The organism is Secundilactobacillus paracollinoides DSM 15502 = JCM 11969, from assembly GCF_001311135.1.
GTDB classification, from domain to species: domain Bacteria; phylum Bacillota; class Bacilli; order Lactobacillales; family Lactobacillaceae; genus Secundilactobacillus; species Secundilactobacillus paracollinoides.
Window position 1 is genome coordinate 1 of the sequence record NZ_BBAG01000030.1, and the last position, 25,801, is coordinate 25,801.

The following is a 25,801-nucleotide window of genomic DNA, read 5'->3' on the forward strand; positions in this document are numbered from 1 at the left end:
ATAATGTCAAAAAACATTTGCTAGGGTAATTCTTCTTTTTGGGATAAACTTATCTCGAAAGGAGATGATAATATGCAACTAGGTGAACTGATAAAAATTAATAGAATGAAAAAAAGGTTAACACAAAAGCAACTAGCATCGATAATGATATTTTCGCGCCAAACTATTTCTCGCTGGGAAAATAGAGACGTAAACTTTAAGATTGCAACAATATTAGCATTGAGTGGTGCTCTGTCCGTAGACTCGTGGACATTTGACGTGTCAGAAAAAGAAAGTGTTTATATTGAAATTCATCGAATGAATCATACTGATTCGGATAAATAACTTTAAATGAAGCTTTCGTAGGAACCTAGAAAATGTGTAGTATTTTGTTGACCTTTGCTTCAGTACAAACATGTCACAGCCCCTGTAACACCCCAGTTGCTTGGCAAACAATCCGACATCCTGTACCGTAGTTACTGCAGAGGAGGAAGAAATCATGCAATTAGGGGAACAGCTAAAAACACAACGCGAGAAGCTCCAAATGACGCAACAAGACTTGGCAGAAAGACTCCACGTTACCCGCCAAACAGTTTCACGCTGGGAAAACAACGCAACGTATCCTAATTTGGATACGCTGGTCGACATCAGCGACGTCCTAAACATTTCATTGGACGACCTACTAAAGGGCGACGACGCCAAAGTAGTCACCGAGATCAGCCACGACGTCAAAACAAAGAACCGCTACAAAAAATTCACCATCACCATCGGCGCCATCTTCGGACTGATCATCATCGGCCTCGGCATCCTAAGCTACGGTCGTGGTACCCAAAACGACACGATTGACCGCATTAATCCGTTCCTTTCCACAACTAGAGGGTTCGCAGTATTACCGCAAAAAACGCCCACCAAGATGGAAAAGGTCACCGAGACTAACACTAAGGGACACAACGTTAAGCGCCGCACAGCCGTCCCACAGCCCGTCACAGCCCACGTTGTCGAGAACGGCTTCGGCGGTGGCGAGTGGCTCACCTTTTCCGTTGGCGAGATTCCCTCAAAGGGGATGAACTTTGCCTACGTTCAGCATAAGGCAGCTTCGTCAGTCAAGCTACCTTAATCCATCGCAACGATGTCCCGAAACTGATCCGCGCCCAACTCGGCGACTACCACGCCTACGACAAAAGATACGACTGGCCCAAATCCTCCTGGAGTCCATTTTAAAACCAACGCAAAAACGGCAGGTCCCTCAAAAGGAGCCTGCCGTTTGTCGTAGTTATCTCATCAAAGGTATCGCAATCACTCGAATCCAGCTATAAACCCAAGCAATCTACCCTAAAATATGCAACCCAGTGGCCTTAATATCAGCCTCAAAGCCCTTAACCGTGTTCATAGTCACATCATCGCCAGTTTGGCCGAAGTGTGAAACGAGTTTGGCGATGATTGCCGGCGGAACCGTAATGATGTCCACGCCTGCTTCTTGGGCCTGATAGATGTTGTTGATCTCCCGGGTACTTGCCCACAAGAGTTCAACTTCGTCGCGTTTGGCGGTCAGGGCCACGCTTTCTTCAACGAACGGCCGTGGATCGGCACCGGTGTCCGCAACCCGGCCGACGAAGATCGACACGATACTTGGGGTGCCCGGTTCAATGGCAGCCAGACTTTCGGCCACTTGGTCAGTAGTAGCGATGGCGGTCACGTTGACCTGCACGCCAGCCGCTGTCAGGTTATGGATCAACTCAGCAGTGGACTGACCGTCCGTGGTACGAATCGGCACCTTCACGTAGACGTTTTTGCCCAAGTCGTGTAACAAATGGGCTTCCTTTTCCATGGTTGGAAAATCGTTGCTGAAGACTTCAAATGAGATCGGCTCATCTGGGAAGGTCGCCACCGTCTTCTTTGCGAATTCCAGGTAGTTGGTGACGCCGGCCTTCTTTAACAAGCTTGGGTTCGTGGTGAACCCGGTCACGAAGTCGTTTTTATTGATGGCCTGCATGTCGCTTAAATCAGCGCCATCGGAGTAAATTTTAATTTTGAATGTTGGTGTAGCCACGATTATTGCCCCTCTCTAACGGACTGTTTTTCGGAAACGAGACTCAGGAACGCTGTGGCAGTATTTTCGGGTGTGATACCGAAGCTGTCGATGATGGTTTGAGGATTACCGGACTCGCCAAAGCGGTTGTTGATGCCCAAGGCAATCCCGTTCAAGCCAATGTAGTGTTCCCAACCCATGGTGGTGCCTAACTCGATCGATACCCGTTTTGTCACGGCTGACGGCAGGACAGATTCCTTGTATTCAGCTGACTGGGCGTCGAAGAGTTCAAAGGATGGCATGGAGACCACTGAAACGTCATGGCCTTGTTCACGCAGTTGCGTTTGGGCAGCTACTGCGACGTGGACTTCCGAACCAGTGGCAATCAAGATCCCTTCTGGCACATCACCCTTTGATGGGGAGAGCACGTAACCACCATGTTTTACGCCTTCGTCGGCTAACGTTTCTGTCAGTGGCAATGTTGGCAGGTCTTGCCGTGACAGCACCAAAATGGTTGGGGTATTGGAAGCTGCCAGAGCAACCCGCCATGCCGCTGTTGTTTCATTGGTGTCAGCAGGACGGATGACGTTCACGTTTGGCATTGCCCGGAAACTCATCAGATGTTCGATGGGTTCGTGGGTCGGGCCGTCTTCACCAACGGCAACGGAGTCGTGGGTGAAAATGTAGGTGGCTGGAATCTGTTGAATTGCAGCCAACCGGATGGCTGCGCGCATGTAGTCCGAGAAGACAAAGAACGTGCTGGCAAACGCGTGGATCCCGCCGTGCAGGATCATCCCATTGACAGCCGTCGCTTCACCGAATTCCCGCACGCCAAACCAGATGTTCTGGCCAGCTGGCGCGTTGGCTCGTAAGCAGTTGCTGTTTTAATGTTCGTTTTGTTTGAAGCGAAGAGGTCAGCTGAACCACCCCAAAAGCTTGGCAGCTGCTGAGAAATGGCGCCGATGATGCGCTGGCTGGTGTTCCGCCCGGATTCCTTTTCGCCGACGTGGCTTACTGGGAGATCCAGGTCGAAGTGAACGGGTTTGAAGCCGTTTAAGAACCGCTCAGCCAGTTCTGGGAACTGCCGGGTGTATTCGTCAAACAGGTTTGTCCAATCAGCTTCAGCGTCGATCCCGCGGTTCTTCACGTTAGACTTGAAGTTATCGGTTACGTCTTCAGGCACTTCAAATGGGGCGTAGTGCCACCCGAGCGCTTCTCGGGTAGCAGCCATGTTGGCTTCACCCAACGGCTTACCGTGCACAGTGTTAGTACCTGCAACCGGTGACCCAAACCCGATGATTGTTTTAACATCGATCAGCGTTGGCTGGTTCGGGTTGGCCTTCGCCGTTTCAATCGCAGCGTTAATTTCCGCCATATTATTGCCGTCAGCCACGTGGAGAACCTGCCAGTCGTAGCTTCGAAACGTTCGGAGACGTTTTCGGTAAACGCCATACTGGTGGGGCCATCGAGTGAAATATTGTTGTCATCGTAAAGCACGATCAATTTTCCGAGTTTCAAATGGCCCGCCAAACTTGCGGATTCATGTGAGACGCCTTCCATGAGGTCGCCGTCGCCAGAAATGACGTAAGTGTAGTGGTCCATAATATTGAAACCGGGTTGGTTGTACTGGGCAGCCAAATGGTTTTCCGCCATCGCCATCCCAACCGCCATCCGAGGCCTTGACCAAGGGGACCGGTGGTTGCTTCAACCCCGTCAACGATCCCGTATTCGGGGTGACCAGGGGTTTTTGATTGGAACTGGCGGAACTGCTTCAGTCTTCAATAGAAAGATTGAAGCCAGAAAGGTGCAGCAGGCTGTAAAGCAATGCAGAACCATGGCCGGCTGAAAGCACAAACCGGTCGCGGTTGACCCACTTTTGGTCAGTGGGGTTAATGTTTAAATGTTTTGTCCATAATGTGTAGGCCATTGGGGCAACGCCTAATGGGAGCCCCGGGTGACCTGAATTGGCCTTTTCAATCATATCAACGCTCAAAAAACGTAAGGCGTTGATTGATCTTTGGTCTAGGCTAGTATTTTGCATGTAATCACGCTCCTATGTCCAGAAAATATACGGTATTATTGACAGAATGTCAACTCAACTGACTGAAATGGTATACCTGAAAATTTTGACATTTTCAAGTGTTCTGATCCAGTTAAACGAGTTATGAAAACAACGCATGAAAGGGAATAAAGCGCTGTCTTCAAAATGTGGTCTGGTATTCTTCTGAAAGGCATAGGTCATGCGACAAAAGCCTGAAACAAATTTCATTTCTGATTTATTTTTAAACCATCAATGACGGGAAAGTTCATTGATATTTTCAAGTAAAAATTGAATGAAAGCTGGCAACACGCGGACAGTGGGAATACTGTCCTGGGAATGCAACGCGTTACTTTCAGTCGCTTTCATAGTTCTTACATGGAATTAAAACAATTTAATGAAATTATTTGTAAAGTTTAATTGTACTATACTCGATTCGGTCCCAAAAAGCGAGGAAGTTAGCTGAATTAATTAGAATATTTTCTTATTTTCTCATTATTGAGCTTGGTAGTTATCAGTGTTAAATGAGCTGATTTGCTTGCTGAATTCGTTGCATTGCGTCATTTGGCACTCCACTTACATAGCGCGCATAGTCTCAATTGCCTAAGTATCGCATTATAATCACCCTCAGTTCGCAGAGAATCCGCCTTTGACTGCCAACAACTTACTGATAGCAATACTTCTAACAGAGTGTTACTTAACATAGAGAGTCCTATTATTAGTAATTACTTTGCACTGAAGGGAGTCTCGACTAACACTGTGAGACTCAATAAGTATCCTAAGGTAAGCAGTATTTCTAACCACTACGTTTTACAATTGGTATAGCTCGACAATCAAGCCGTACCTTTGCAGAATGATTTGCAAATTCAAGCAATAATGTCATTTGAAAATAACCGATAATGTCAGTAAAAGAATATACAAATGGCGATTAAGGAGTCTGAATTTCATAAACACCAGTCATAAATCTTCAAATAAGACCCGACAATAGCATTTTTATATCTCAAACTAGCAGTTTATTGTCCTGGAACCGTTTTTATTATGATAGAATAGGCTCAGTTAATACCGAGTTAATCATAACTGAAAGATGGGTGTTGTTGATGAACGGGTTTATTGGTGAATTTTTTGGCACGATGGTCTTGATTTTGTTGGGCGCTGGGACCGGTGCCAGTATGAACTTGAACAAAACGTATGCGAAGGGGTCGAATTGGCTGTATGCCAGTCTTTCCTGGGGGATTGCGGTGACCATGGGTGTTTACGTAGCTGGCATGCTGGCTCTCAGGGGCATCTCAATCCCGCAGTCACGATTCCCTATGCCATTTTTGGGTTGTTTCCCTGGCACGATGTGTTGCCGTATTTACTTGGCCAATTTCTCGGGGCCTTCGTGGGTGCCACGCTGGTCATGATTCAATTCTATCCACACTTTAAAGCCAGTTCAGACGAAGCCGCGGGGAACTCTGTGGGCATTTTTGCGACTCGGCCGGCCATCAAGTCACCGGTGTTTAACCTGTTGTCTGAAATCATTGCCACCTTTGCGTTTGTCTTTATTTTGCTGAACCTTGGTAACTTCACGCAGGGGCTTAAACCGCTGATTGTTGGGCTATTGATCATGGTTGTTGGTACCGGTCTTGGGACCACAACTGGCTTTGCGCTGAACCCCGCCCGTGATTGGGCACCACGGTTTGCGTATACCATTTGGCCCGTGCCACATAAGGGGAATGCCGAATGGGGCTACGCTTGGGTACCGATGTGCGGACCGCTGATCGGTGGTCTGATTGCGACCGGTCTAGAGACGCTGTTGAAGTGACATCATTGTGTGCATTTGACGTTGTATAATGGTCGTGACTTAAATCCAGCTGGCGTACGCGTCAGCAGTTAGGAAGCGATAGGATGTTTGATCAAAATAGTTTCTCACTCGCCGGCAAGGTGGCCCTTATCACAGGTGGCGCCCACGGGCTGGGGCAGTTCTACTCAATTGCGCTATCTGAATACGGCGCGGATATTTTTGTGGTCAGTGCCTCACAGCGTGGTTGGGACGAGACCAAGGAAAAGGTCGAGGCAAACGGCCAACAGGTGGCGTTTCTGCAACAGGATATTACCGATCCAGATGCGGCGGATGCCATTGTGCAGGCAGTGATTGAAAAATTTGGCCACCTCGACATTCTCGTTAATAATGCGGGGATCCAACTGCGCAACGACGTGCTCGAGTTCAAGGATGAGGATTGGCGCAAGGTTATTGATGTCAATCTCAATGGGTTATACTACCTGTCCCATGCGGCTGCCAAGGTAATGGCTGACCAGCAACACGGGAAAATCATCAACATTGGATCGATGCAGTCGTACCGCGCGGGCAAACGGATATTCCCATACGCCGCCAGTAAGCACGCTGTGATGGGGCTGACTAAAGCCTATGCGGATGCGCTCGCACCGTACCATATTCAAGTGAATGGTCTAGCACCGGGCTATATCAGCACCGACATGACCAAACCACTCCAGGAGGATCCCGTTCGCGGGCCGGAGATTGCTGCCCACATTCCATCAGGGGACTGGGGAAAACCTGAACAGCTCATGGGGCCGATGGTCTTTCTTGCCAGCGCCGCCTCCGACTATGTCACCGGCGTGATGCTGCCAGTTGATGGCGGTTACCTCCTGCGCTAGGTTGCATTAATGAATCGCTTTCATTTTACGAAACTGTGCTATACTAAAACTTGTAATTCAATAATCTAACTAGGGGCGCAATTTGCTGAGACGGTTTTTACCGAACCCTTTGAACCTGTGAGCCAACACTCGCGAAGGAAAGTTAACGGATAATCAATGATGATTAAACGACCGACCAGCCTGTTGTCTCCTGGTCGGTATTTTGTTGCCCGCTTTTTTAAAACGAGGAGGACCCACATTGACCACCTTTACAACGCAAATCCACACAGCTGCTGAACCATGCTGGCAAAAGAGCTTTGACCACCCATTTGTGCACGAGATTGGCGACGGTTCACTGCCTAACGACGTGTTCCGTTACTATTTGATTCAGGACCGCTATTATCTCAACGAATTTGGCAAGCTCCATGAAAAAATTGCTGAAAAATTAACGGACAAAGAAGACGTCGACTTTCTAATGGCTGGCGCTCAGGGTCTCAAGGACGGCGAAATCGCTGTCCGAGAAGGCTTCTTTGACCGGTTGGGCATCACGCCGGATGAGATCGCCCACACACCGATGGCTCCAACCGCTTATAACTACGTGAACCATATGTACTCAGAATTAGACCGAGGAACACCGGGCCGTGCCATTGCGGGATTGTTGCCATGCTACTGGCTGTACAACGAAATTGGCCAACGCTTGATAGCGGCCGGCTCACCCGTTGAGCTGTACGAACGTTGGATCGAAACGTATGACAGCGACGACTATACCGATAGTGTGAACACGATGATCCAGTTGACCAACAAGACGGCTGACAATGCGGATGACACGGAGCGCGCGCAGATGCAGGATTCGTTTGTGCGGAGTAGTGCCTATGAATTGGCGTTTTGGCAGATGGCGATGGATAAACAGGCGTGGTGAGCGTGGAGAAAAACGGTTTGAGGGCGGCGCCTAAGCGACTCTGACAGAAATGCCCGAACCTGGCATTTTTGTCAGAGTCGCTTAGGCAGTAGCCCTCAGTTTTTCGGAACGCGTTATGGCACGGCTGCCAAGAAAGAGAAAATGAGCGTGGAACAAGGCGGTTAAGGGGCGGAGTGTAACGAACTCGGGCAGAAAAGTCTGGGCCTGACTTTTTTGCCCGAGTTCGTTACACAGTAGCCCCTTGCCTTGTGGAACGCGTTACGGCACGGCTGCCAAGAAAGAGAAAATGAGCGTGGAACGAACCGGTTAAAGACTGGAGCAGAAGCGGACTCTGTTATAAAATCCCGGGCTTGGATTTTGTAACAGAGTCCGCTTCTGTGCAAGTCTTTGGTTTGTGGAACGCGTTACGGCACTGCTGCCAAGAAAGCCCTAAACACAAGTAAACTAATGACATGTACACCACTAGCAAAAAACTAAAAAGCTAAATCCCACCTTGTAACCCATCACCAACCCATCTATAATCGCCTTTAAACCATAGCAAAGTGAGACGATCCAATGAAAATTCAAAACATAACGGCCAACAACGACGCCGAAATGGCAGCGATTCTCCGCACTGACCTTGAAGATCTTAACCTGAACTTACCCGGAACAGCCTACTTTGACCCGTTCGTTGACCATTTGAGTGCTTGGTACGACAAAACGCCCAATGCGACTTACTACGTTGCTATCAGCGATGACCAGCACGTGATGGGCGGTTGCGGCGTGGGACCGATCGCGCCTGAAGATGGTATCGCAGAGTTGCAAAAGCTGTATGTATCGCCCGATTACCGGCGCCAGGGTGTGGCAAAGTCACTCATTCCAGAGTGTTTTGCGTACGCTAAAGCACACTATGACTATCTGTATCTCGAAACGTTTCACCAGATGATTGCCGCGAATACCCTTTATCAATCATTAGGGTTTGACCAGTTGACGAAGCCATTACCGCAGTCAGAACATGGCGCTTGCGATACTTGGTATTTGATGGCTTTAGGAGAGCACAAATAAGAATTCACTTTGGTATTCATTTTCTGGAGTGGTTCCAGAAAGATGGTTATCGTTCGTTCACCACACAATGTTAGCGCAGTGAAGCGATGTAACAGGATTATTTGAATCTGAAATCTAGTTTTGATCGTCACTCTTGACAAAATTAAAATTATCGCCTATATTTGTCATTAAATTTTAATTCGCTAATAACTTTGAAGAGAAGAGACCAAGTTGCGCAGTCACAGAGAACTCCGGTAGGTGAAAGGGAGGGCCTGCAACGCTTGCGAGAATGAGCTCTGAGTAGTTGGTCACCGGTTCAAGCTGGTGGCTCGGTGGCAGCCGTTAAAATGTCGGTAAGCAATTACCGGTAAGGTGTTTATACTCATAAACACGAACTTGGGTGGTACCGCGACCTTCTCGCCCCTTGTCATTTCGATGGCAAGGGGTCTTTTTATTGGCAAATTTATCGAAAACAATTTCTGGAGGAAAACAAACATGACTGAATCGACTTTAACTAAATTTCCATACCGTTTTGACGTAGTGGGCAGCTTATTGCGCCCAGCTGACTTAAAGCAAGCACATAAGGATCTAGCAGAAGGTAAAATTACCGCTGCTGACCTGCAAAAAATCCAACGCGACGAAACCAAACGCGTGGTTGAAGAACAAGCCAACCTTGGTTTGAAGGCCGTTACTGACGGTGAATTCAACCGTTCATGGTGGCACTTGGACTTTCTTTGGAGCCTGACCGGCGTTGACAAGTACGATTACCACCAGAGCTACAAGTTCAAGGGCGACACCACCCGGACAGACAACGTTGAGCTGACTGGCAAAGTGGCCGTTAACCTGGACCACCCATTCTTCGAAAGTTTTAAGTATTTACAATCAATCGTACCAGAAGGCGTCCTGGTCAAGCAGACCATTCCATCACCAACAATGTTATTCCGTGACAACCGGAGTGATAACTGGTCTAAGTTCTACGACAGTTGGGACGAATATTTGACTGATTTGTCAAACGCCTACCGCGACACGATCCTGCACTTCTACGAATTAGGCGACCGATACATCCAATTAGACGACACCACCTGGGCCTTCCTGATCAGCAAGTTGAACGAAACCGCTGACCAGCCTGAAGAACATGCCAAGTACGTGAAATTAGCTGAAGACAGCGTGAAGGTAATCAACGGTGCCATCCGGGACTTGCCAGACGATTTAACTGTTACCACCCACATTTGTCGTGGTAACTTCAAGTCAACCTACCTGTTCTCAGGCAGTTACGATGATGTGGCCGATTACTTAGCCAATTGAACTACGACGGCCTATTCTTGGAATACGATAGCGAACGTGCCGGCAGCTTTGCCCCACTTGCGCGCATCTGGAACAACGACCCTAACAAGCGATTAGTATTGGGCTTAATCACTTCTAAGTTCCCAGAATTAGAAGATAAGGATGCCGTCATTTCCCGGATCCAAGAAGCCGCTAAGTCAGTCCCATTAGACAACCTTGCGTTATCAACAGTGTGGGTTTGCCTCTACTGAAGAGGGGAACGAACTCACTGAAACCCAACAGTGGGCTAAGTTGAACTTGGTTAAGGAAATTGCTGAGACCGTTTGGCCAGAAGATTAATTAAAATGCGCCATTGACTTTTCGTTTGTTGAACACAGTCAAGAGATAATTAGCGTGCATTAAAAAGAGCAGTGCTTGAAGTCAGTATCTAGGCTTTAAGGCACTGCTCTTTTTAATATGAAGCATTGCTAGCAGTAGGACTATTGGCGGTCGAGGGCGGATTCTCTAGAAACTCGGGTTAACAGTATTGCGATATGTAACAAGCGATAAATCAAGCTCAAAGATAGTGGAACGCAGCAATTTGGTACGGAATAATGGTGTCGATGTCACTTAATGGAGTGCCAAATTGCGGAGCGCAACGGACTTAGACCCAGAATAAATCACGCCACCATGTGAAATCTTCCAGCCAATCTGCTATCATATAATGATACAAAAAGAACAGTGAGGTATGGCGATGATCAAACTAGTAGCAGTGGATATGGATGGGACTTTTTTGCGGGATGACCGCACGTATGATAAGGCGCGGTTTCTCGACCTTTTTAAACGGATGCAGCAAAACCACATTCACTTCGTGGCTGCTAGCGGCTCGCAATACCAGCGGTTGCGCCATGAATTCACCGAAGTGGCCGACAACATGGATTTCATTTCCCAAACGGCGCCATTGTGCATCAGGGCGACCAGTTGAAGGAAATTATGCCACTATCTGATCAGCAAGTGCACGGCGTGATTGCGACCATCAGCCACCTTTTCGCAGAACAGGATGTGAGTCAGGAAGTTGTTTCTGGCCTAAATGGCACCTACGTCAACGCTGATATGGATCCGGAAGCACTCAAAATCGTGAAATACTACTACCGGCCAGTGATCAGCGTTCATAGTTTGGCTCAGTTGGTCGGGCAAAAGGTCAATGACCAGTTCACGAAAATTGCCGTTAACTTCACTGAAGGCGTGGACTTTCAACACGCTCGCACGGTTTTAAAGGCACAACTGCCAGACTTTCTCAGTAGTGAGAACTCGGGCTTTAACACTGAATTGATCGGCCTCAAGGAAGCCACTAAACGCTCAGGGATCCAGGCGTTGCAGACCCTCTACAACATTGCGGATGATGAAGTCATGACCTTTGGTGATAACGAAAATGATTTGAGTATGCTAACCATGACACCGCACAGTTATGCGATGAAGAATGCCGCCGCTGGTATTCAACAGCAGGCTGGGAATGTGACCCAATTTGATAATAACCATGACGGCGTATTAGCAGCGATGGCTGAAGCCTTATAAAACAAAAAATCACCCGACAACGGTTCGTTGCTTGGGTGATTTTTTAGTGATTAATAGGTTGGCGTCCACCGGGTATCGGCAACCGTCTTTTTCACATCGTTAATTGGCACTTTAGTCAGATGCTGGTCAACGGCACTTTGCGCCACCGCTTCAGCAACTGTCGTCGAGAACTGCGCCAATTTCGTAACTGGCGGTAACACCGCAGCACCGGGCTTACTGGCGTCGACTAACCCACCGAGAGAGTGGGCGGCAGCGGAGATCATTTCCGCGTTCAATGTGGTTGCATTGGCGGCAATCACACCAAGCCCTAGGCCGGGGTAGACCAGCGCGTTGTTCGCCTGGCCAATTTGGTAAGTGACGCCGTTCAGCGTGACATCAGGTGTCGGAATCCCGGTCGCAACCAGGGCACGGCCGTCGGTCCAATTCAGCAAGTCCTCAGCCTTCGCTTCAGCCAGCTTCGTTGGATTTGAGAGCGGCATGATAATTGGCCGGTCGGTGTGGGCTGCCATGTCCTTAACGATGGCCTCAGTGAACGTGCCGGGCTGGGTCGACGTACCGACCAGAATCGTTGGGTGAATGGCGGCAAAGGCGCTGGCAAGGTCAGTCAACGCTTCCGGATGAGCAAATTCACTGCGGTTTCGAGCAAACGGTTTTTGCTCTGGCGTCAACGTGGGGTCGTCATCGAACAACAGTCCCTGCTTGTCTACGAGGTAGAAGTGGGCCTTGGCTTCGTCCGGGGTCAGACCGGCCTGCAGGTACTCACCGTACACGCGTTTTGCGATGCCGGCACCCGCGCTTCCCGCGCCAAAGCACAGGTAGGTTTGGTCGGTGAGTCGCTGTTTAGAAATAGCAAGGGCGCCTAAAACGGCAGCCAGCACGATGATGCCAGTCCCCTGAATATCGTCATTAAAAATCGTGTAGCGATCCTGGTACTTCTTAAGAATTTTAGCGGCGTGGCTGCGGCCAAAGTCCTCAAAGTGCAGGTACATATTTGGAAATTCGGTTTCCGCAGCGGTGACAAATTGGTCCACAAAGTCATCATACTGGTCGCCAGTGATCCGCGCGTGGTGGTTGCCGAGATATAGCGGGTCGGCGAGCAATTTCTGATTGTTGGTACCAGCGTCTAGCATCACTGGAAGCACCTGTTTTGGATCAATGCCGGCAGCGGCAGTGTAGACCATCAGTTTCCCAACAGCGATTGCCACGCCGTTTGTGCCCCAGTCGCCAATACCAAGGATCCCTTCAGCATCCGTCACAACGATCAACCGGATATCCCGCCCAGCAGCGGCATTTTTCAGGCTGGCAGCGATGTTTTCCGGATGATCGATGGAGAGAAAAGCGGCTTCTTGCGGCGCGTTATAAAGATGACTGTACTGTTCGATCGTGTCGGCAATCGTCGGGTCGTAAACGATGGGCATGAATTCGGCGACGTGTTTGCTAAAGAGGTTATAAAACAGGATACGGTTTTCATTAAAGACGGTCATGAGATATTGCCGTTTGAGTTGATTCGTTGGCTTTGACTGGTACTGGGCGTAAGCTTGCGTAGTTTGCTGGTCCAGGGTTTCGACATACGGTGGGAGCAGCCCTTCCAGACCAAGGTCGTGACGTTCCTGCATTGTAAATGCGGTGCCTTTATTTTGAAATGGATCATTTAAGATGGATGCTGTCATGTGAATTGCCTTCTTCGTTTAAGTTGATGCCCGTAGCATACGCCTTGTGAAATTTCATAGTCAAGCTGGACAGCTATAATAAGAAATGATTATAATAGGGCTTAAATGACTGAAATAAAGGGTGGCATTAGACAAGATGAATACACAAGACCTAAAATACTTTGTTAAATTAACGGAAATAAAAAACTTTTCTCAGGTCGCCGCGCAGTTTAATGTCAGCCAGCCGACGATCACGTTTGCGTTGCAGCGGCTGGAGAAAGAATTGGGCACGACTCTCATCAGTCGGCACCGCGCACGGGGAACACTCACTGTGACGACCACTGGCGCGCAACTTTTGATTCATGCTCGGGCCATGATCGACCACGAGGCGTTGTTGCAAAAAGAAATTGAAGCAGAAAAAGCCGGCCAATTGCGTCTCGGATTGCCACCGATCATTGAAACCCAGTATTTCACAGGCATCGCTAAAGCGCTGAAGGCGCAGGGACTGCTCAGTAAAATTCAAACCTTTGAAGCGGGGTCATCGACAGCGTTGCAAGCACTGAAACGCGGTGACATTGATCTGACGCTGATGGGCTCGATTGCGCCACTGGCCGAGCAACATATTGTGACGCAGGTCTTCAACCAGACACCGTTCGCAATCTATATGGCGGCAGATGATCCGTTGGCTGACCCGAAAGGTATCACGTTTAAACAGGTGAAAGATCGCGATTTTGTCATGTTCAAGGACGGTTTCATCCACAACCAGGCGTTCAATCAGCTGGCAAGACGCGCCCGGATTAGGCCCAAGGTCGTGTTTCGGTCAAATGAGATCCAGGGTTTGATGAACTTAATTGCGGGCGGCATCGGCATGGGGTTTATGATGACGGCGGTTGCGCCTGCACGTCAGGATGTGGTGCCGGTACCGTTATTGGATGCTGACATGCCAACGTTTATCTCAAGTTTAGCGTACCGGGATTCACATGTGTTTAGTCCGTTGCAGCGGGAGATCTTGGGTGTGATTGAAGGGTGTTTGTTGGGGAAATAAAAACAACTGGGCGGTTGGTTTATCCACCATTAAGATAGGTGGAAACTGAACGCTCAGTTGTTTTTTATATTGTCTATTAAATTGATTGTTGCCTGCTAATTTGGCGAGCGGTTGGTGGCGACGTGCTTTTTGGCCTCATAGCCGAAACGTGTTCCGCAGGGCTGAAGGGTACTGCGTGAGCAACTCTGGGCAAGAAAGTCAGGCCCAAACTTTTCTGACCCAACTGGGTTTGACGACGTGTTTTTTGGCCTCATAGCTGAAACGTGTTCCGCAGGGCTGAGGGCTACTGCGTAAGCAACTCTGGTCAAAAAGTCAGACCCAGACTTTTCTGACCAGAGTTGCTTACGCTCCGCCCTCAAAACGCCCTGCTCCACACTCTATATGAATGAAATATCCATCGGAATCGACCCCACCAACGACTCATGTACCGTGCACTTTCGCACGACTTCCTTCAAGAAAAACGCGTGGTCGGATTCTGACAGATTCGTCTCCGCCGCAATCTTAATATCAATGTGGGTGACGCGGGAACTGCCATCCTGATAGGATGTCGTTTCCCCCGACACATCGACCTGGAACTTTTTGATGGTGAGGTTCTTTTCCTTATTATCTAAATCGCGGGCGGTAACGCTCATGCAGCTGCCCACCGCAGCCAACAAGTATTGCACTGGGTTGGGCGCAGCGTCCGTGCCCTTTGCAACGGCTGGTTCATCCGCCAAGAATGTGTGGCCACCTGTGCGGTTCATGACCTGCGTCCCCAGCGGCCGCAAATTTGAATGTACGATATATTTTCCCATAATGTCCTCCTCGTGGATTTCGATGTTCTAATTGTAAGGTGTTTTGCCAGTAAATGCTATAATTATAGTTGCAAGGGGAAACGGTTACATGATTAAAGGAGGTAAACTATGGCTGTACTGACAGATGTTTACGAACTTAATAATGGCATCACCATCCCAAAAATCGGTTTTGGGACCTGGCAGATCCCAGATGGCAAGATTGCTTATGAATCAACTTTAACGGCTTTAAAAGAGGGCTATCGGCACATTGACACCGCAATGGCTTATGGAAACGAGGCAAGTGTTGGCCGGGCGATTCGCGATTTCGGCATTGCCCGTGAAAATGTCTTTGTGACGTCCAAGCTCCCACCAGCAATCAAGGGTCACGATGAGGCGTTAACAGCCTTTAACGAGACGCTATCCGCGCTTAATATTGGGTACGTCGATCTCTATTTGATCCACGCACCGTGGCCCAGCAATGAGATCGGTCAAAACTTTGATACCGAAAATATTGCGACATGGGAAGCCCTAGAAGAAATTTATAAGAGCGGCAAGGCTCGGGCAATCGGCGTCTCTAATTTCACCGTTCACGACCTGAAGAACTTGCTGAAACATACGGATGTGGTACCAGCAGTCAACCAAATTCAGTACTACGTGGGCTTCACGGAACCCAAGATCACAACCTTTACAAATGCACACAACATCCTGATCGAAGCCTATTCCCCGCTGGCAACGGGTGATGTGCTTCATAGTACGGAACTGACGCAACTGGCAAACAACTATAACGTGACGGTGCCACAGTTGGCGTTGCGCTACTGCATCCAAACGGGTGTGCTGCCACTGCCAAAGGCAACGAGCCAGGCCCATATTGCTGAAAATAAAGCGTTAGATTTTCTGATTTCCACCATTGATATGGAACGACTAAACGTATGCCAGGATACGGCACCGAGTCATTTTCATAACGCTACTCAAGGGTATCCATATAGCTATAACAGCCTGCAATGCCGAATGGCGCCACTACGCTACAACCTAGGAAAACCAATATAGTGAAATTAAGCGCTTATGGGGGTGTCTCGAAAACTGCTAGTTGGTGTGCACGTTATGCGAAGCATTGCTGGCAAGAACATTGCGCGCAGTCGAGGGCGGATTCTCTAGGAACTTGGTTCAACTAAATGTTGATGTTTAACGGTCGTTCATAGTTGGCTCAATATCAGTGTAATGGAGCAATTTGGCACGGAGCTGTGGTGTCGACATCAGTTAGCGACCGTACTATGGTCGGTTACTGATGTGCGAGACGATGGAGATCCATTCGAGAGCTGCGCAGCAGAAATCGAATTAGCTTCATCGCGAGCCACCACACGGAGTGCCAAATTGCGGAATGCAACTGACTTACCAGTAAAACCAAAAAACGACCTCCAAATTGGAAGGTCGTTTTTCATTTGCGTCAAATAAATTTAGTCCACAACACGAACTTGGATGTTTTGACGGCCAAATTGCATTGCTTGGGCGTTGGTCATGGAAATGTCCAACTGGTTGGGATTGCTGTAAGCAAAGGTCCCGGTATCGTTGATGACACGTTGTTCAGTGTGGCCGTCTTGGTACTTGATCTCAAGTTGAGTGCCCTTAGGGAAGCGGCTGCGTCTGCTTTGGTATCGTTGCTGATCTTTAACGTTTGCTTAGGAAGGATCACCGCGTTAACGGATGAAAGATCATTTGCCTTAACGATACTCTGGGGAGTGGTGTCATATCTTTGAGCGATGGCCCAAAGGCTGTCACCGGACTTTACGGTGTACGTCGTGTCTGCTTTAGCGGTGGTCGATACAAGACCTAAACCGATAAAGGCGCCGAATACGAGCAAGCTACGAGTAAAAGAAGTGTGTTTTAACATAAAAATAGTGTGCCAACCTTTCGTTGTTATACTAGTAATGTAAGAAAACTATTTATATAGTCATAAGAAAAGTGTTATTTCTTCTGGCTACAAGAATTACTATACCATGCAAAAGAGTGGTTTTATTGACAGGTGGGCTACAGTAAATCCCGAGTTTGTCATATAACTGTTACTTTGTTATATTGCTGTCATATTTCGAAATATGTAAGCGCAACATGACAAATATGTTGCGTAAAAATGAGTGAGGCCTTAAAAAATGAGAACTTATCGTGTGAAAAATAGACGTGCGTACGGAAAGGTTGCCATTTTAACCGGCAAATGGGTGCTTATTGCTGAATAACGTTGCAATGTGGGTATTGCGCAGTCAGGGACACGAGAAGGACATAAAAATATCGTCTCCCGCCGAGAAAGGCCGAAGACGACTGATTAAGTGCTGGAAAGTTAGAGGAGTGCCATAGCGGCTGTATCGTCCACTGGCAATCCTTGATAGAGGAACGCCTTTTCCTCAAACAGACGCAAGAGATGCCGGTCATTGACTGACCAGTCATGGACTTGTTGGGGAGAAACGGGTAGTGAGATCGTGGTGTGATCCGTATTGATGTTCATTAGATAAAATAGGCCGTGCGTTGGAAACGATAGGTTATCCATGATCAACGCCTGATAGGCGGTAATCAGCGCGGTTTCCTGTTTTGTTTGGCCAAGCGGGGTTAACAGACTATACTGTTCATGATAAGTTGCGACCTCGGTATCCGTGAGCGGTCGAGTGATCAGTATTTGTTTGGTGGTTTGATATAACGTTCTTAGGACGTCTAATTCATCGTTCATCGTGAACGCCTCCTATATCTTGTTTGCCTTGATTAAACCAAGGACGACCCCTTTTGTCCAGTGATTAGGAGGCGTCAGCGGGGGCTCGTTTTTAGATAAGGGGTGCCGAAAAGGAGAGGGAATCGCTTTCACCACGCGGGTTGACCTACGTAAAATTGTTAATTTAAAAAAATTCCAAAATTGAATAACCAACAAAAAACCACTGAGCGTAAGCCTTTCAGTGGTTTTTAGTCAGAAGTTAAGTTGACCTAACTTTATTTTTGTTTTACTTTTACTGTCGAATAGATACAATTTACTCTGCAGTTAAGAATAATTCTAATCTAAAAGGTGGGTGAACAACTTGAACAAGAAAAGAACATTAGCGCAACGAATCAACGTCATGCGAGCAGCTGTGATGGGCGCCAATGATGGGATCCTATCCGTTGCCGGGATCGTTATCGGGGTTGCCGGTGCAACAACTAATTCCTTTGCCATCTTCATTTCGGGTATTTCAGGTATGTTGGCCGGTACGGTATCTATGGCGATGGGCGAATATGTGTCCGTGAACACGACAAAAGATACGCAGCGGCGAGCAATTATGCGTCAAAAGGAAGCTTTATCTGATTCCTATAATAACGAATTTAACTTCGTGAAGCAAAAATATGTTGACGACGGCATTGCGCCGGAACTGGCTGAGCAGGCAACGAAGGAAATGATGACGAAGGATCCGCTATTGACCACGGTCCGTGAGCGGTATGGTTTCGATGTTGGGGAATTTACCAGTCCCTACGCAGCGGCCATCGCGTCCATGATCTCGTTTCCCATCGGGTCGATCCTGCCCATGCTGGCAATCACACTGCTGCCAGTCAGTGCCCGAATCTGGGGCACCGCGGTCGCCGTTGTTATCGCGCTGGCGTTGACGGGGTACAGTGCCGCAACGCTGAGCAATGCGAACCGCGGTCACGGTGTGATGCGAAACGTTATTTCCGGTGTCATCACCATGATCGTCACGTTTGCGATCGGAACGTTGATCGGTAGTCATTAAGAAGGGGGAGATCAGGATGGTGAACTCTGTCATCAACGAACTTAAAGCAAGAAAGCCTAAAAAGTCTTCCCAAACGATGGAAGAACGTGCGAACACGCTGCGTGCTGGGGTGCTGGCTCAAACGATGGATCTTGACCGTTGTCGGGGTACTATTCAGTGTCGCGGTTGCCACAACGAACCAGTTTACGATCTTTATTGCCGGCCTGTCAGATCTGCTGGCCTGTGCGTTTTCGATGGCTTCCGGCGAATATGCGTCAGTCAGCACCCAAAAGGATACCGAAGAGGCGGTCGTTCGCACTGAAGAACGCCTGTTGAAGACCAATTATGCTGACGAGGTCGAAGCGGTCGTTAACCACTATACGAACCTGGGTGTGTCCCGCGATACGGCGGAAAAGATCGCCAATAATTTAATGGCAAAAAAGCCGCTTGAAACGGTAGTGAGTGTTAAGTACGATTTGAAACTCAATCACTATATGAACCATGGTCAGCAGCCTTCTCATCGTTGTTCTCCGCGTCAGCTGGGGGAATCTTTCCATTGGCAGCCATGACGTTGTCGCCGGTTGCCTACCAGTGGCCCATTACGATTATGGCCGTTTGTGCTTCAGTTGCCCTAACTGGGTTTCTGAGTGCCAAGCTGGGTGATGGGTTAACTAAAACTGCAATTATCCGGAATGTCATTGTCGGCATTCTGACCATGATCATTCACTATTCAGTGGGGATCCTGCTGAAATAACGAACGGCATAATAAAAAGGACTGAGCGCACACTCAGTCTTTTTTGTCGCCTTTAATTCAAAGAGATGCGGTTGGCCGTAGTAGTAGCCCTGCCGATACGCCACGTCCATGTCGTTTAACATGTGATTATCATTATCATCTTCGATACCCTCAACGATGAGGCGCAGTTTTTCCTTCTTCGCAATTTGCTGCCAGAAAGACAGGTCCTCGTGAATTTTATCGGTCATGTGTGCCCGGCGGTAGTTTTGCATCGCAAACTTCACTTCACTGGCGAGTGACAGCAAAGAACTGATGTGGTCGAACGTGTTGATGCCAGTGCCGACGTCATCCAAGCTAAATTGAATCCCGTGGGTGGCAAAATGGCGGATCTGGCGTTTTAACTGTGCGATGGTCACGTTCTTATCGGCGGCCTCTTCAGTGACTTCAACGATTAAATTGACAGGGAAGATGGCTTTTTGCGCCGCAATCAGTGCCGCTGACATTTCCGGGTCAATAAACTGCGTCCGGTTCAGATTAAACGACACGGATTTTATTTTTAACGATAATTCCTTTGCCGTCTGTGCCATGACTGGGACTTGATCTTCAATTGGAATCGATGCGAAATCCTTTGGCAGCTGCCACCGGCCATCCGCGTATTTCCGAATAAGCATCTCATAGCCAATCAGCGAGTTCGTAAACGCATTTAGTTGTGGTTGGATAAAGTACCGGTACACCTGTGGTCCCTCCAGACTCCTCGTAATATTAAGATAATTATATCATATTGATAGGACAAAAGTTTTCAAAGAGTAAGGTTTTTAGACAAAAACGATAGTATAATGTGGATAGTTATGGAATGTAATGGAGGGCAACTAATGAAGGTCATTATCGTCGGCGCGACGCACGCTGGGACCATTGCGGCAACTGAAATTTTGAAAATTCACCCGGAAACGGATGTCACAATTTACGAACGGAACAATAATTTCTCGTTTCTGTCGTGCGGAATCTCCCTGTACCTTGACGGCCAGGTCAACCGGCTGGAGGATATGTTCTACTCCTCACCTGAAGAGCTGCGCGACCTTGGCGCAAAAGTGGAAGACAACCACGATGTTCTGCAGATCGATGCGGTCAACCACGAAGTTCAGGTGGCCAACATGGTCACGGGAAAGGTCTTTACGGATACATACGACAAACTGGTGATGGCGACTGGGTCCACACCAGTGGTGCCGCCAATTTTTGGCATCGATAACGCTAAGGTACTGCTTTGCAAAAATTACCAGCAGGCTCAAGAAATTTATCAAGCCTCTGAAAAATACCATCGAATCGCCATTGTTGGCGCCGGGTATTCTGGCACTGAATTTGCGGAAGCCTTAGCGAAAACGGGGCATGAAGTACAGATGTTTCAAAGCGGCGGTCAGATTCTTGATAACTATGTGGGTAAACAGATGTCTGACAGTATCGTGGACATGCTGGCACAACACGGTGTTGAGATTTTCCTGAACCATCGTGTCACCGGGTTCAACGGCGATAGTGAGGGTAATCTAGAACTGGAAACGGCTGGCGGAAACTACCAAGTGGATGCCGCCATTGTCACCTCAGGGTTTGTGGCGAACAGCGACCTGTTACACGGTCAAGTGGAAGTCGAAAAACACGGTTTCTTGTTGGTCAACGGGCACATGCAAACCACCAATCCAGATATTTACGCGGCGGGCGATTGCTCGATGGTCAGGTTCAACCAACTGGTGGGCCAGCCTATACCCCGTTAGCGTCGAGTGCGGTTCGCCAAGCCGTCTTGGTCGCTCACAACATTTTCCACGAAAACTACCCATATATGGTACTCAGGCAACGTCCGCCATCAAACTGTTCGGTTATTCGATAGCGACGACCGGTTTGACCCTGGAACACGCGTTGAAGCGTAAAATAAACGCGGCGCAGGTGGTCTATGAAGGAACGTGGCGACCGGAGTATATGCCAACAACGGATGCGCTGACGATTATGCTGATCTATAACCGGGATACGAGAAGGGTCCTGGGCGCACAAATGATCAGTAAGCACGAAATTGCGCAGTCAGCGGATGCCATTTCGATTGCCATCCAAAATAACAATACGATCGATGATTTATCATTGGTTGACATGCTGTTCCAACCAAACTTCGATAACCCGTTCAACTACTTGAACATCGTGCGCAATTGGCCGTGGATAAGGAACGAGAAGCGGGAAATGATTCGCCGAGGTTTACGGCGTTGGGGAATCAGAATGGGTTGTAGAGTGTAGAGTGTGGAGCAAGGCGGTTTAGGGGCGGTGTGTAACGGACTCTGGTCTAAAAGTCCGGGTCTGACTTTTAGACCAGAGTCCGTTACACGTTAGCCCCGTGCCTTGCGGAACACGTTTCGGCTATGAGGCAGAAAGCACGTCGCCACAAACCAAAAAGACAAATGCAGGCAAAGTAGGGTTGAAAAACAGTCTCAATTAGCAGGCTTTAATAAATATGGTAAGTTGTGTTCCCATTTAAGACGATAAAAATCACCCAACTACGAGAATGTAGTGGGTGATTTTTTTGTTTTTTGTGCGTTTAAGTTACTGAATATTTCTTGCGACGTGGGGCGATTTTACATTGCCGAAACGTGTTCCAGGAGGCAAGGAGTTGCACCTAAGCGACTTCCGGTTCAAATCCAAACCCGGGATTTTAAACCGAAAGTCACTTAGGCTCCACTCCTTAACCGCCTCCTTCCACACTCTTCCACTCTCTAATCCGTTTTCACCTTCCCATGAAACTTCAGGAAGTAAATCAGCGTCATAATCACAAGGAAGATCACGCCGACCCAGATTGAAATTCTTGTTTCTGGGTTGATGAACATGAAGACGAGTGTCAACAAGAGGAAGAACAAGGTGATGTAATTTGAATATGGTGAGAACGGCATCTTGAACGGATGGTCTTTCATCTGGTCCTTGTGCTGTTTTCTAAACTCAATTTGACTGATCAAAATGACAAACCACGGAATCATCCTGGCAGGACACTTGAACTGTAGACCATGATGAAAATGTTGCTGGCACCCTTATAGAAGAGCGGAAGCACGAAGTTCAGCACGACCCCAAGGAAGATCCCAAAGGAAATGGCAATGACTGAGTAGAATGGCACACCGTGGCGGTTTAACTTCAGGAACCGTTTTGGTAACTGACCGTTGTTGGCCAGCGTGTAAGACATCCGGCTGGCACTGTAGATCCCAGAGTTAGACCCTGACAGGGCAGCGGTAATGACCACGAAGTTGATGATGGAGCCGCGGCAGTGATACCGATTTTAGCAAACGTTTCAACGAATGGGGAGCCGACATTATCCAGCTCGTTCCACGGATAGATGCTCAAGATAACAAAGATGGCACCGATGTAGAAAATTAGAATCCGGAATACCGTTGAACGGATGGCTTTAACCAACGTTTCGCGTGGGTTTTCAGCTTCCCCAGCGGTAACCCCGATCAGTTCGATACCTTGGTAGGACGCCAACACAATGGCGAGGGCGAAGATGAAGCCCTTGAAACCGCCAGTGAAGAACCCGTGCGTCCACATATTGCTGATTCCGATTGGGTGGAAGTGGTTCCCAATACCAAAGATGATGAGGCCGAGACCGATGATGATCATCAGAATAATGGTCACGACCTTAATGAGGGCAAACCAGAATTCAAGTTCCCCAAACATCTTAACGGAGATCAGGTTGGCGAGACACAGGAAGGTGATGGCCACCAGACCGGGGATCCAGTCGGGTAAATGCGGCCACCAGTAATCGAAGTAACCGCCAATGGCAATCATTTCACTCATCCCAACGATAACGAATTGGAAGATGTTGCTCCAAGCGGTTAAAAAACCAGCTAATGGGTGAATATACTCCGTGGCAAATTTGGAAAAAGAACCGGTATCCGGATCAACGTAGAGCATTTCGCCCAACGCACGCATGATCATGTAGAGGAAAAGACCGGCAATGGCGTAGGCAATCAAAACTGATGGCCCAGTCCATTTAATGGTTGAAGTGGAACCCATGAACAGCCCCACACCGATGGTCCCGCCCAGCGCAATCATTTGCATCTGACGGGCACTTAACTTACGTTTCATAATTTCTAATCCCTTTCACATAAAGTGCTAGTTAACACTGAGGTGTCGACCATGGAAAAATATAAGTGCATGACCGTGTTATAATATGATAACGATAATAGACTATACTGAGCCAAACCCCATTTTATTAACTTAGCATGAGAATAATGCTACACGAAAAACGCGCTGAGCGCAAATTTTTAAAAAGGATGGCCGCAAATGATCAAGACATTTCCACTCTGGAACGACCTCACGTGGGTCGCTGTGAATGAGCCTGATGAGGCTGATTTAAGGGCGTTAAATCAAACTTATAAGGTAACACCGCGTTATATTTCTTACATTAAAGACCGCCGTGAGCGCGCCCGGTTCAATTACGACGCGGACCGGCAAACTGGGTTGCTGATTTTTCGCGCCATTAACCGACATGACGGCGATGACAGCATTATTGGTGAAGAGGAGACCATCCCCGTGGCCTTTTTGTTTAAGGATAAGATGGTCATGACAGTTGTGCAAAAGGAAACGAAATACGTGGCTAATTTAATGACTGAAATTGTTAAAATCCACCGTGAACATCAACACGAGGCACTTGTTTGACGCTTATTCTTGAATTATTATTCAGACTCAACGATGGCTACGCTGACCGAATTGATAAATTAGATGAAATTCAGTCGAACTTGGAAAATTATCATCGGCGACCAACGAACGACCAAATTTCTCAGCTGACAAATTTAGATAAAACATTGGTCTATTTGAAAACAGCTGCGCACAATAATGTGTTAGCCATTCGCCAGATTCAGGTGATGTCGGATGCGGATGATGATCCGTTACAATTAGATAAGCATGAGACGCAACACTTAAACGATCTGTTGGTTGAAGTTGAGCAAAGTCAATCGCTAGCTGATATTGCGGCTGAGGTGGTTGAAAAACTGTCAACCAGTTACAGTAATATTTTGGATAACAGCCTGAACAACACCATGCGACTGCTGACGGTCTGGACACTAGCCCTGGCATTCCCACCCATTATTTCTGGCTTTTGGGGGATGAACATGGGCCTGCCACTGACTAAAGTGTCTTGGGGCTGGGAATTCTCCATTGTGCTATCAGTGGTGCCGATTATTGGCCTGCTGTGGTATCTTCGAAAGCATCATGATCTGTAGACTTCTACGTTTAGAGATAGTTCGTTACATTCTGCAATTTGGCACGGTGCTGTGGTGTCGACATCAGTTAGCGACCGTACTTTGGTCGGTTACTGATGTGCGAGACGATGAAGATCCATTCGAGAGACACGCAGTGGAAATCGAATTAGCTTCATCGCGAGCCACTTCAGCGCCGTGCCAAATTACGCCATTCCACTGATGTTGAGCTACCTTTTTACCACTGGTTAAGCATCATAATGGCGTTAAGCCAGGCTTGCGGAGAATCCGCCCTCGACTGCTAGTAAGGCCATTGATAGCAACGCTTCCCACAATATGAGAGTTATCGCCAATGCTTGATTAGCAGATACCATGACATCACTTATCAAGACTTACCACTTATAATGACTTTTTCAATTATCGCAACGACGCGACATTCAGCACATTATTAAACCAAATCATCATAAGAGAGGAAATCACCAAATGAAAATCGAACCAGTAACACCAACTGACTTAGATCAAATTGTCGCTATCGAACGTGCGGGTTTTACGCCTGAAGAGGCGGGGACGCCAGCTGCGTTTAAAACACGAATCGCGAACTTAGCGGATACCTTCCTCGTTGCGCGAGATGAGGCGAATACCGTGCAAGGATTCATTGTTGGCCCAGCTGCTGACAGTCCGTACGTTTTGGACGCCATGTACGAAACTTCAACGCCAAACCCGGCAACTGGTGGCAACCAACTTGTGTTATCGCTGGCCGTGGCACCCACTGCGCAGCATCAACATCTTGGCAGTCAGCTGCTGGCTGCCCTCGAAGCTGTCGCACGCAAAGCCCAGCGTGAAACGATTTCGCTCACTTGCTTAGACCGGCTAGTCCCATTTTACGAACAAAATGGGTTTCACAATGATGGGGTGGCTGATTCAGACCACGCTGGTGAAATTTGGACTAACATGGTTAAACCGCTTCGTTAAGCTATTTTACGAGGAAATTCTAATCTAATTTTAAAAAAGTTTCGCAAAAAGGGTTGACGAAAATCGGATTTAGGATTAAATTAAAGCCACATTAACAAATGATGAGAAAAATAAATGCTATGAAGCAGAGAGTACGTTTAACCGCGACGTCAGTGAATCCCGTTAAGTGAGAAGGGACCGCCAAGTTAAACCGAAAGTAACCGCTGAGCAGTGGATGCGAAGATTGAGTGTCCATGGGTC

19 protein-coding genes, 6 pseudogenes and 1 riboswitch are annotated in these 25,801 nt (G+C 48.0%); of the genes and pseudogenes, 17 read left to right on the plus strand and 8 right to left on the minus strand.

Annotated features, from left to right (window positions below; translation table 11 throughout):
* The first annotated feature begins 72 nt into the window (after positions 1-72).
* Together JCM11969_RS10210 and JCM11969_RS10215 are read left to right on the plus strand one after the other, a co-directional pair.
* A complete protein-coding gene (locus JCM11969_RS10210; RefSeq protein WP_054711019.1) occupies positions 73-324 on the plus strand; it encodes a helix-turn-helix domain-containing protein in 252 nt (83 codons plus the stop codon).
* 154 nt (positions 325-478) lie between these two features.
* Positions 479-1,096: a helix-turn-helix domain-containing protein gene (locus JCM11969_RS10215; RefSeq protein WP_225353239.1), complete on the plus strand. Its 618-nt coding sequence runs from the start codon at positions 479-481 to the stop codon at positions 1,094-1,096.
* Between the two features lie 210 nt (positions 1,097-1,306).
* On the opposite strand, the gene JCM11969_RS10220 is transcribed toward JCM11969_RS10215, so the two are convergent.
* Positions 1,307-2,032: a transaldolase gene (locus JCM11969_RS10220; RefSeq protein ID WP_173585422.1), complete on the minus strand. Its 726-nt coding sequence runs from the start codon at positions 2,030-2,032 to the stop codon at positions 1,307-1,309.
* Positions 2,032-4,049 (minus strand): annotated as a pseudogene (gene tkt, locus JCM11969_RS10225) (transketolase). The gene JCM11969_RS10220 and the pseudogene tkt overlap by 1 nt, the downstream one beginning before the upstream one ends.
* A 1,094-nt stretch (positions 4,050-5,143) precedes the next feature.
* Here tkt and JCM11969_RS10230 point away from each other — a divergent pair.
* From JCM11969_RS10230 to JCM11969_RS10255, 7 genes and pseudogenes are all read left to right on the plus strand, one after another.
* A pseudogene (locus tag JCM11969_RS10230) lies at positions 5,144-5,850 on the plus strand (MIP/aquaporin family protein).
* A gap of 83 nt (positions 5,851-5,933) precedes the next feature.
* Positions 5,934-6,701, plus strand: coding sequence for a glucose 1-dehydrogenase (locus JCM11969_RS10235; RefSeq protein WP_054711021.1), 768 nt, complete (start codon positions 5,934-5,936; stop codon positions 6,699-6,701).
* A 61-nt stretch (positions 6,702-6,762) separates the two neighbouring features.
* Positions 6,763-6,858: riboswitch (TPP riboswitch) on the plus strand.
* A gap of 81 nt (positions 6,859-6,939) precedes the next feature.
* On the plus strand, positions 6,940-7,599 hold the full coding sequence (gene tenA / locus JCM11969_RS10240; protein WP_054711023.1) for a thiaminase II: 660 nt from the start codon (positions 6,940-6,942) through the stop codon (positions 7,597-7,599).
* Between the two features lie 555 nt (positions 7,600-8,154).
* Positions 8,155-8,643, plus strand: a complete 489-nt coding sequence (locus JCM11969_RS10245; protein WP_054711026.1) for a GNAT family N-acetyltransferase — start codon at positions 8,155-8,157, stop codon at positions 8,641-8,643.
* Between the two features lie 474 nt (positions 8,644-9,117).
* Positions 9,118-10,245 (plus strand): annotated as a pseudogene (locus JCM11969_RS10250) (vitamin B12 independent methionine synthase).
* Positions 10,246-10,639: 394 nt separating this feature from the next.
* Positions 10,640-10,870, plus strand: a complete 231-nt coding sequence (locus tag JCM11969_RS19915; RefSeq protein ID WP_162231472.1) for an HAD hydrolase family protein — start codon at positions 10,640-10,642, stop codon at positions 10,868-10,870.
* Positions 10,871-10,878: 8 nt separating this feature from the next.
* Entirely contained in the window at positions 10,879-11,460 is a 582-nt protein-coding gene (locus JCM11969_RS10255) for an HAD hydrolase family protein (protein ID WP_263850055.1), read from the plus strand.
* A gap of 50 nt (positions 11,461-11,510) precedes the next feature.
* On the opposite strand, the gene JCM11969_RS10260 is transcribed toward JCM11969_RS10255, so the two are convergent.
* Entirely contained in the window at positions 11,511-13,130 is a 1,620-nt protein-coding gene (locus tag JCM11969_RS10260) for a malolactic enzyme (RefSeq protein ID WP_054711029.1), read from the minus strand.
* Positions 13,131-13,266: 136 nt separating this feature from the next.
* Between JCM11969_RS10260 and JCM11969_RS10265 the strand changes: the two genes are divergently transcribed.
* A complete protein-coding gene (locus JCM11969_RS10265; protein ID WP_054711031.1) occupies positions 13,267-14,154 on the plus strand; it encodes a LysR family transcriptional regulator in 888 nt (295 codons plus the stop codon).
* A 377-nt stretch (positions 14,155-14,531) separates the two neighbouring features.
* On the opposite strand, the gene JCM11969_RS10270 is transcribed toward JCM11969_RS10265, so the two are convergent.
* Positions 14,532-14,948: an OsmC family protein gene (locus JCM11969_RS10270; RefSeq protein ID WP_054711034.1), complete on the minus strand. Its 417-nt coding sequence runs from the start codon at positions 14,946-14,948 to the stop codon at positions 14,532-14,534.
* A 108-nt stretch (positions 14,949-15,056) separates the two neighbouring features.
* Between JCM11969_RS10270 and JCM11969_RS10275 the strand changes: the two genes are divergently transcribed.
* Entirely contained in the window at positions 15,057-15,974 is a 918-nt protein-coding gene (locus JCM11969_RS10275) for an aldo/keto reductase (protein ID WP_082409288.1), read from the plus strand.
* A 466-nt stretch (positions 15,975-16,440) separates the two neighbouring features.
* On the opposite strand, the gene JCM11969_RS17155 is transcribed toward JCM11969_RS10275, so the two are convergent.
* Positions 16,441-16,815, minus strand: a complete 375-nt coding sequence (locus JCM11969_RS17155; RefSeq protein ID WP_082409289.1) for a LysM peptidoglycan-binding domain-containing protein — start codon at positions 16,813-16,815, stop codon at positions 16,441-16,443.
* A 441-nt stretch (positions 16,816-17,256) separates the two neighbouring features.
* On the minus strand, positions 17,257-17,640 hold the full coding sequence (locus JCM11969_RS10285; protein ID WP_054711038.1) for a hypothetical protein: 384 nt from the start codon (positions 17,638-17,640) through the stop codon (positions 17,257-17,259).
* A 340-nt stretch (positions 17,641-17,980) separates the two neighbouring features.
* Between JCM11969_RS10285 and JCM11969_RS10290 the strand changes: the two genes are divergently transcribed.
* A complete protein-coding gene (locus JCM11969_RS10290; protein ID WP_225353240.1) occupies positions 17,981-18,664 on the plus strand; it encodes a VIT1/CCC1 transporter family protein in 684 nt (227 codons plus the stop codon).
* 16 nt (positions 18,665-18,680) lie between these two features.
* Positions 18,681-19,397: pseudogene (locus JCM11969_RS10295) on the plus strand (VIT1/CCC1 transporter family protein).
* Here JCM11969_RS10295 and JCM11969_RS10300 read toward each other — a convergent pair.
* Positions 19,370-20,110 carry an EAL domain-containing protein gene (locus JCM11969_RS10300; RefSeq protein ID WP_082409291.1) on the minus strand — a complete coding sequence of 247 codons (741 nt, stop codon included), beginning with the start codon at positions 20,108-20,110 and terminating at the stop codon, positions 19,370-19,372. The pseudogene JCM11969_RS10295 and the gene JCM11969_RS10300 sit on opposite strands and share 28 nt — an antisense overlap.
* Before the next feature lie 138 nt (positions 20,111-20,248).
* Here JCM11969_RS10300 and JCM11969_RS10305 point away from each other — a divergent pair.
* Positions 20,249-21,640, plus strand: a pseudogene (locus JCM11969_RS10305) (FAD-dependent oxidoreductase).
* Between the two features lie 480 nt (positions 21,641-22,120).
* Here the strand turns inward: JCM11969_RS10305 and JCM11969_RS10310 are convergent.
* A pseudogene (locus JCM11969_RS10310) lies at positions 22,121-23,477 on the minus strand (amino acid permease).
* 198 nt (positions 23,478-23,675) lie between these two features.
* Here JCM11969_RS10310 and JCM11969_RS19920 point away from each other — a divergent pair.
* The 3 genes from JCM11969_RS19920 to JCM11969_RS10325 all read left to right on the plus strand — a co-directional run bounded on the left by JCM11969_RS19920 (position 23,676) and on the right by JCM11969_RS10325 (position 25,561).
* Positions 23,676-24,050, plus strand: a complete 375-nt coding sequence (locus tag JCM11969_RS19920; RefSeq protein ID WP_054711040.1) for a CorA family divalent cation transporter — start codon at positions 23,676-23,678, stop codon at positions 24,048-24,050.
* Positions 24,047-24,613 carry a magnesium transporter CorA family protein gene (locus JCM11969_RS19925; protein ID WP_054711042.1) on the plus strand — a complete coding sequence of 189 codons (567 nt, stop codon included), beginning with the start codon at positions 24,047-24,049 and terminating at the stop codon, positions 24,611-24,613. The genes JCM11969_RS19920 and JCM11969_RS19925 overlap by 4 nt, the downstream gene beginning before the upstream one ends.
* A gap of 459 nt (positions 24,614-25,072) precedes the next feature.
* Positions 25,073-25,561, plus strand: a complete 489-nt coding sequence (locus JCM11969_RS10325) for a GNAT family N-acetyltransferase (RefSeq protein WP_054711044.1) — start codon at positions 25,073-25,075, stop codon at positions 25,559-25,561.
* The last annotated feature ends 240 nt before the right edge of the window (positions 25,562-25,801 follow it).

What these genes read in the sequence shown, in the direction of transcription:
- JCM11969_RS10245 (WP_054711026.1), top strand. Translation starts at nt 8,155, where the DNA reads ATGAAAATTCAAAACATAACGGCCAACAACGACGCCGAAATGGCAGCG.
- JCM11969_RS10210 (WP_054711019.1), top strand. Translation starts at nt 73, where the DNA reads ATGCAACTAGGTGAACTGATAAAAATTAATAGAATGAAAAAAAGGTTA.
- JCM11969_RS10215 (WP_225353239.1), top strand. Translation starts at nt 479, where the DNA reads ATGCAATTAGGGGAACAGCTAAAAACACAACGCGAGAAGCTCCAAATG.
- JCM11969_RS10260 (WP_054711029.1), bottom strand. Translation starts at nt 13,130, where the DNA reads ATGACAGCATCCATCTTAAATGATCCATTTCAAAATAAAGGCACCGCA.
- JCM11969_RS17155 (WP_082409289.1), bottom strand. Translation starts at nt 16,815, where the DNA reads ATGTTAAAACACACTTCTTTTACTCGTAGCTTGCTCGTATTCGGCGCC.
- JCM11969_RS10285 (WP_054711038.1), bottom strand. Translation starts at nt 17,640, where the DNA reads ATGAACGATGAATTAGACGTCCTAAGAACGTTATATCAAACCACCAAA.
- JCM11969_RS10325 (WP_054711044.1), top strand. Translation starts at nt 25,073, where the DNA reads ATGAAAATCGAACCAGTAACACCAACTGACTTAGATCAAATTGTCGCT.
- JCM11969_RS19920 (WP_054711040.1), top strand. Translation starts at nt 23,676, where the DNA reads ATGATCAAGACATTTCCACTCTGGAACGACCTCACGTGGGTCGCTGTG.
- JCM11969_RS10275 (WP_082409288.1), top strand. Translation starts at nt 15,057, where the DNA reads ATGGCTGTACTGACAGATGTTTACGAACTTAATAATGGCATCACCATC.
- JCM11969_RS19915 (WP_162231472.1), top strand. Translation starts at nt 10,640, where the DNA reads ATGATCAAACTAGTAGCAGTGGATATGGATGGGACTTTTTTGCGGGAT.
- JCM11969_RS10255 (WP_263850055.1), top strand. Translation starts at nt 10,879, where the DNA reads ATGCCACTATCTGATCAGCAAGTGCACGGCGTGATTGCGACCATCAGC.
- JCM11969_RS10265 (WP_054711031.1), top strand. Translation starts at nt 13,267, where the DNA reads ATGAATACACAAGACCTAAAATACTTTGTTAAATTAACGGAAATAAAA.
- JCM11969_RS10235 (WP_054711021.1), top strand. Translation starts at nt 5,934, where the DNA reads ATGTTTGATCAAAATAGTTTCTCACTCGCCGGCAAGGTGGCCCTTATC.
- JCM11969_RS10270 (WP_054711034.1), bottom strand. Translation starts at nt 14,948, where the DNA reads ATGGGAAAATATATCGTACATTCAAATTTGCGGCCGCTGGGGACGCAG.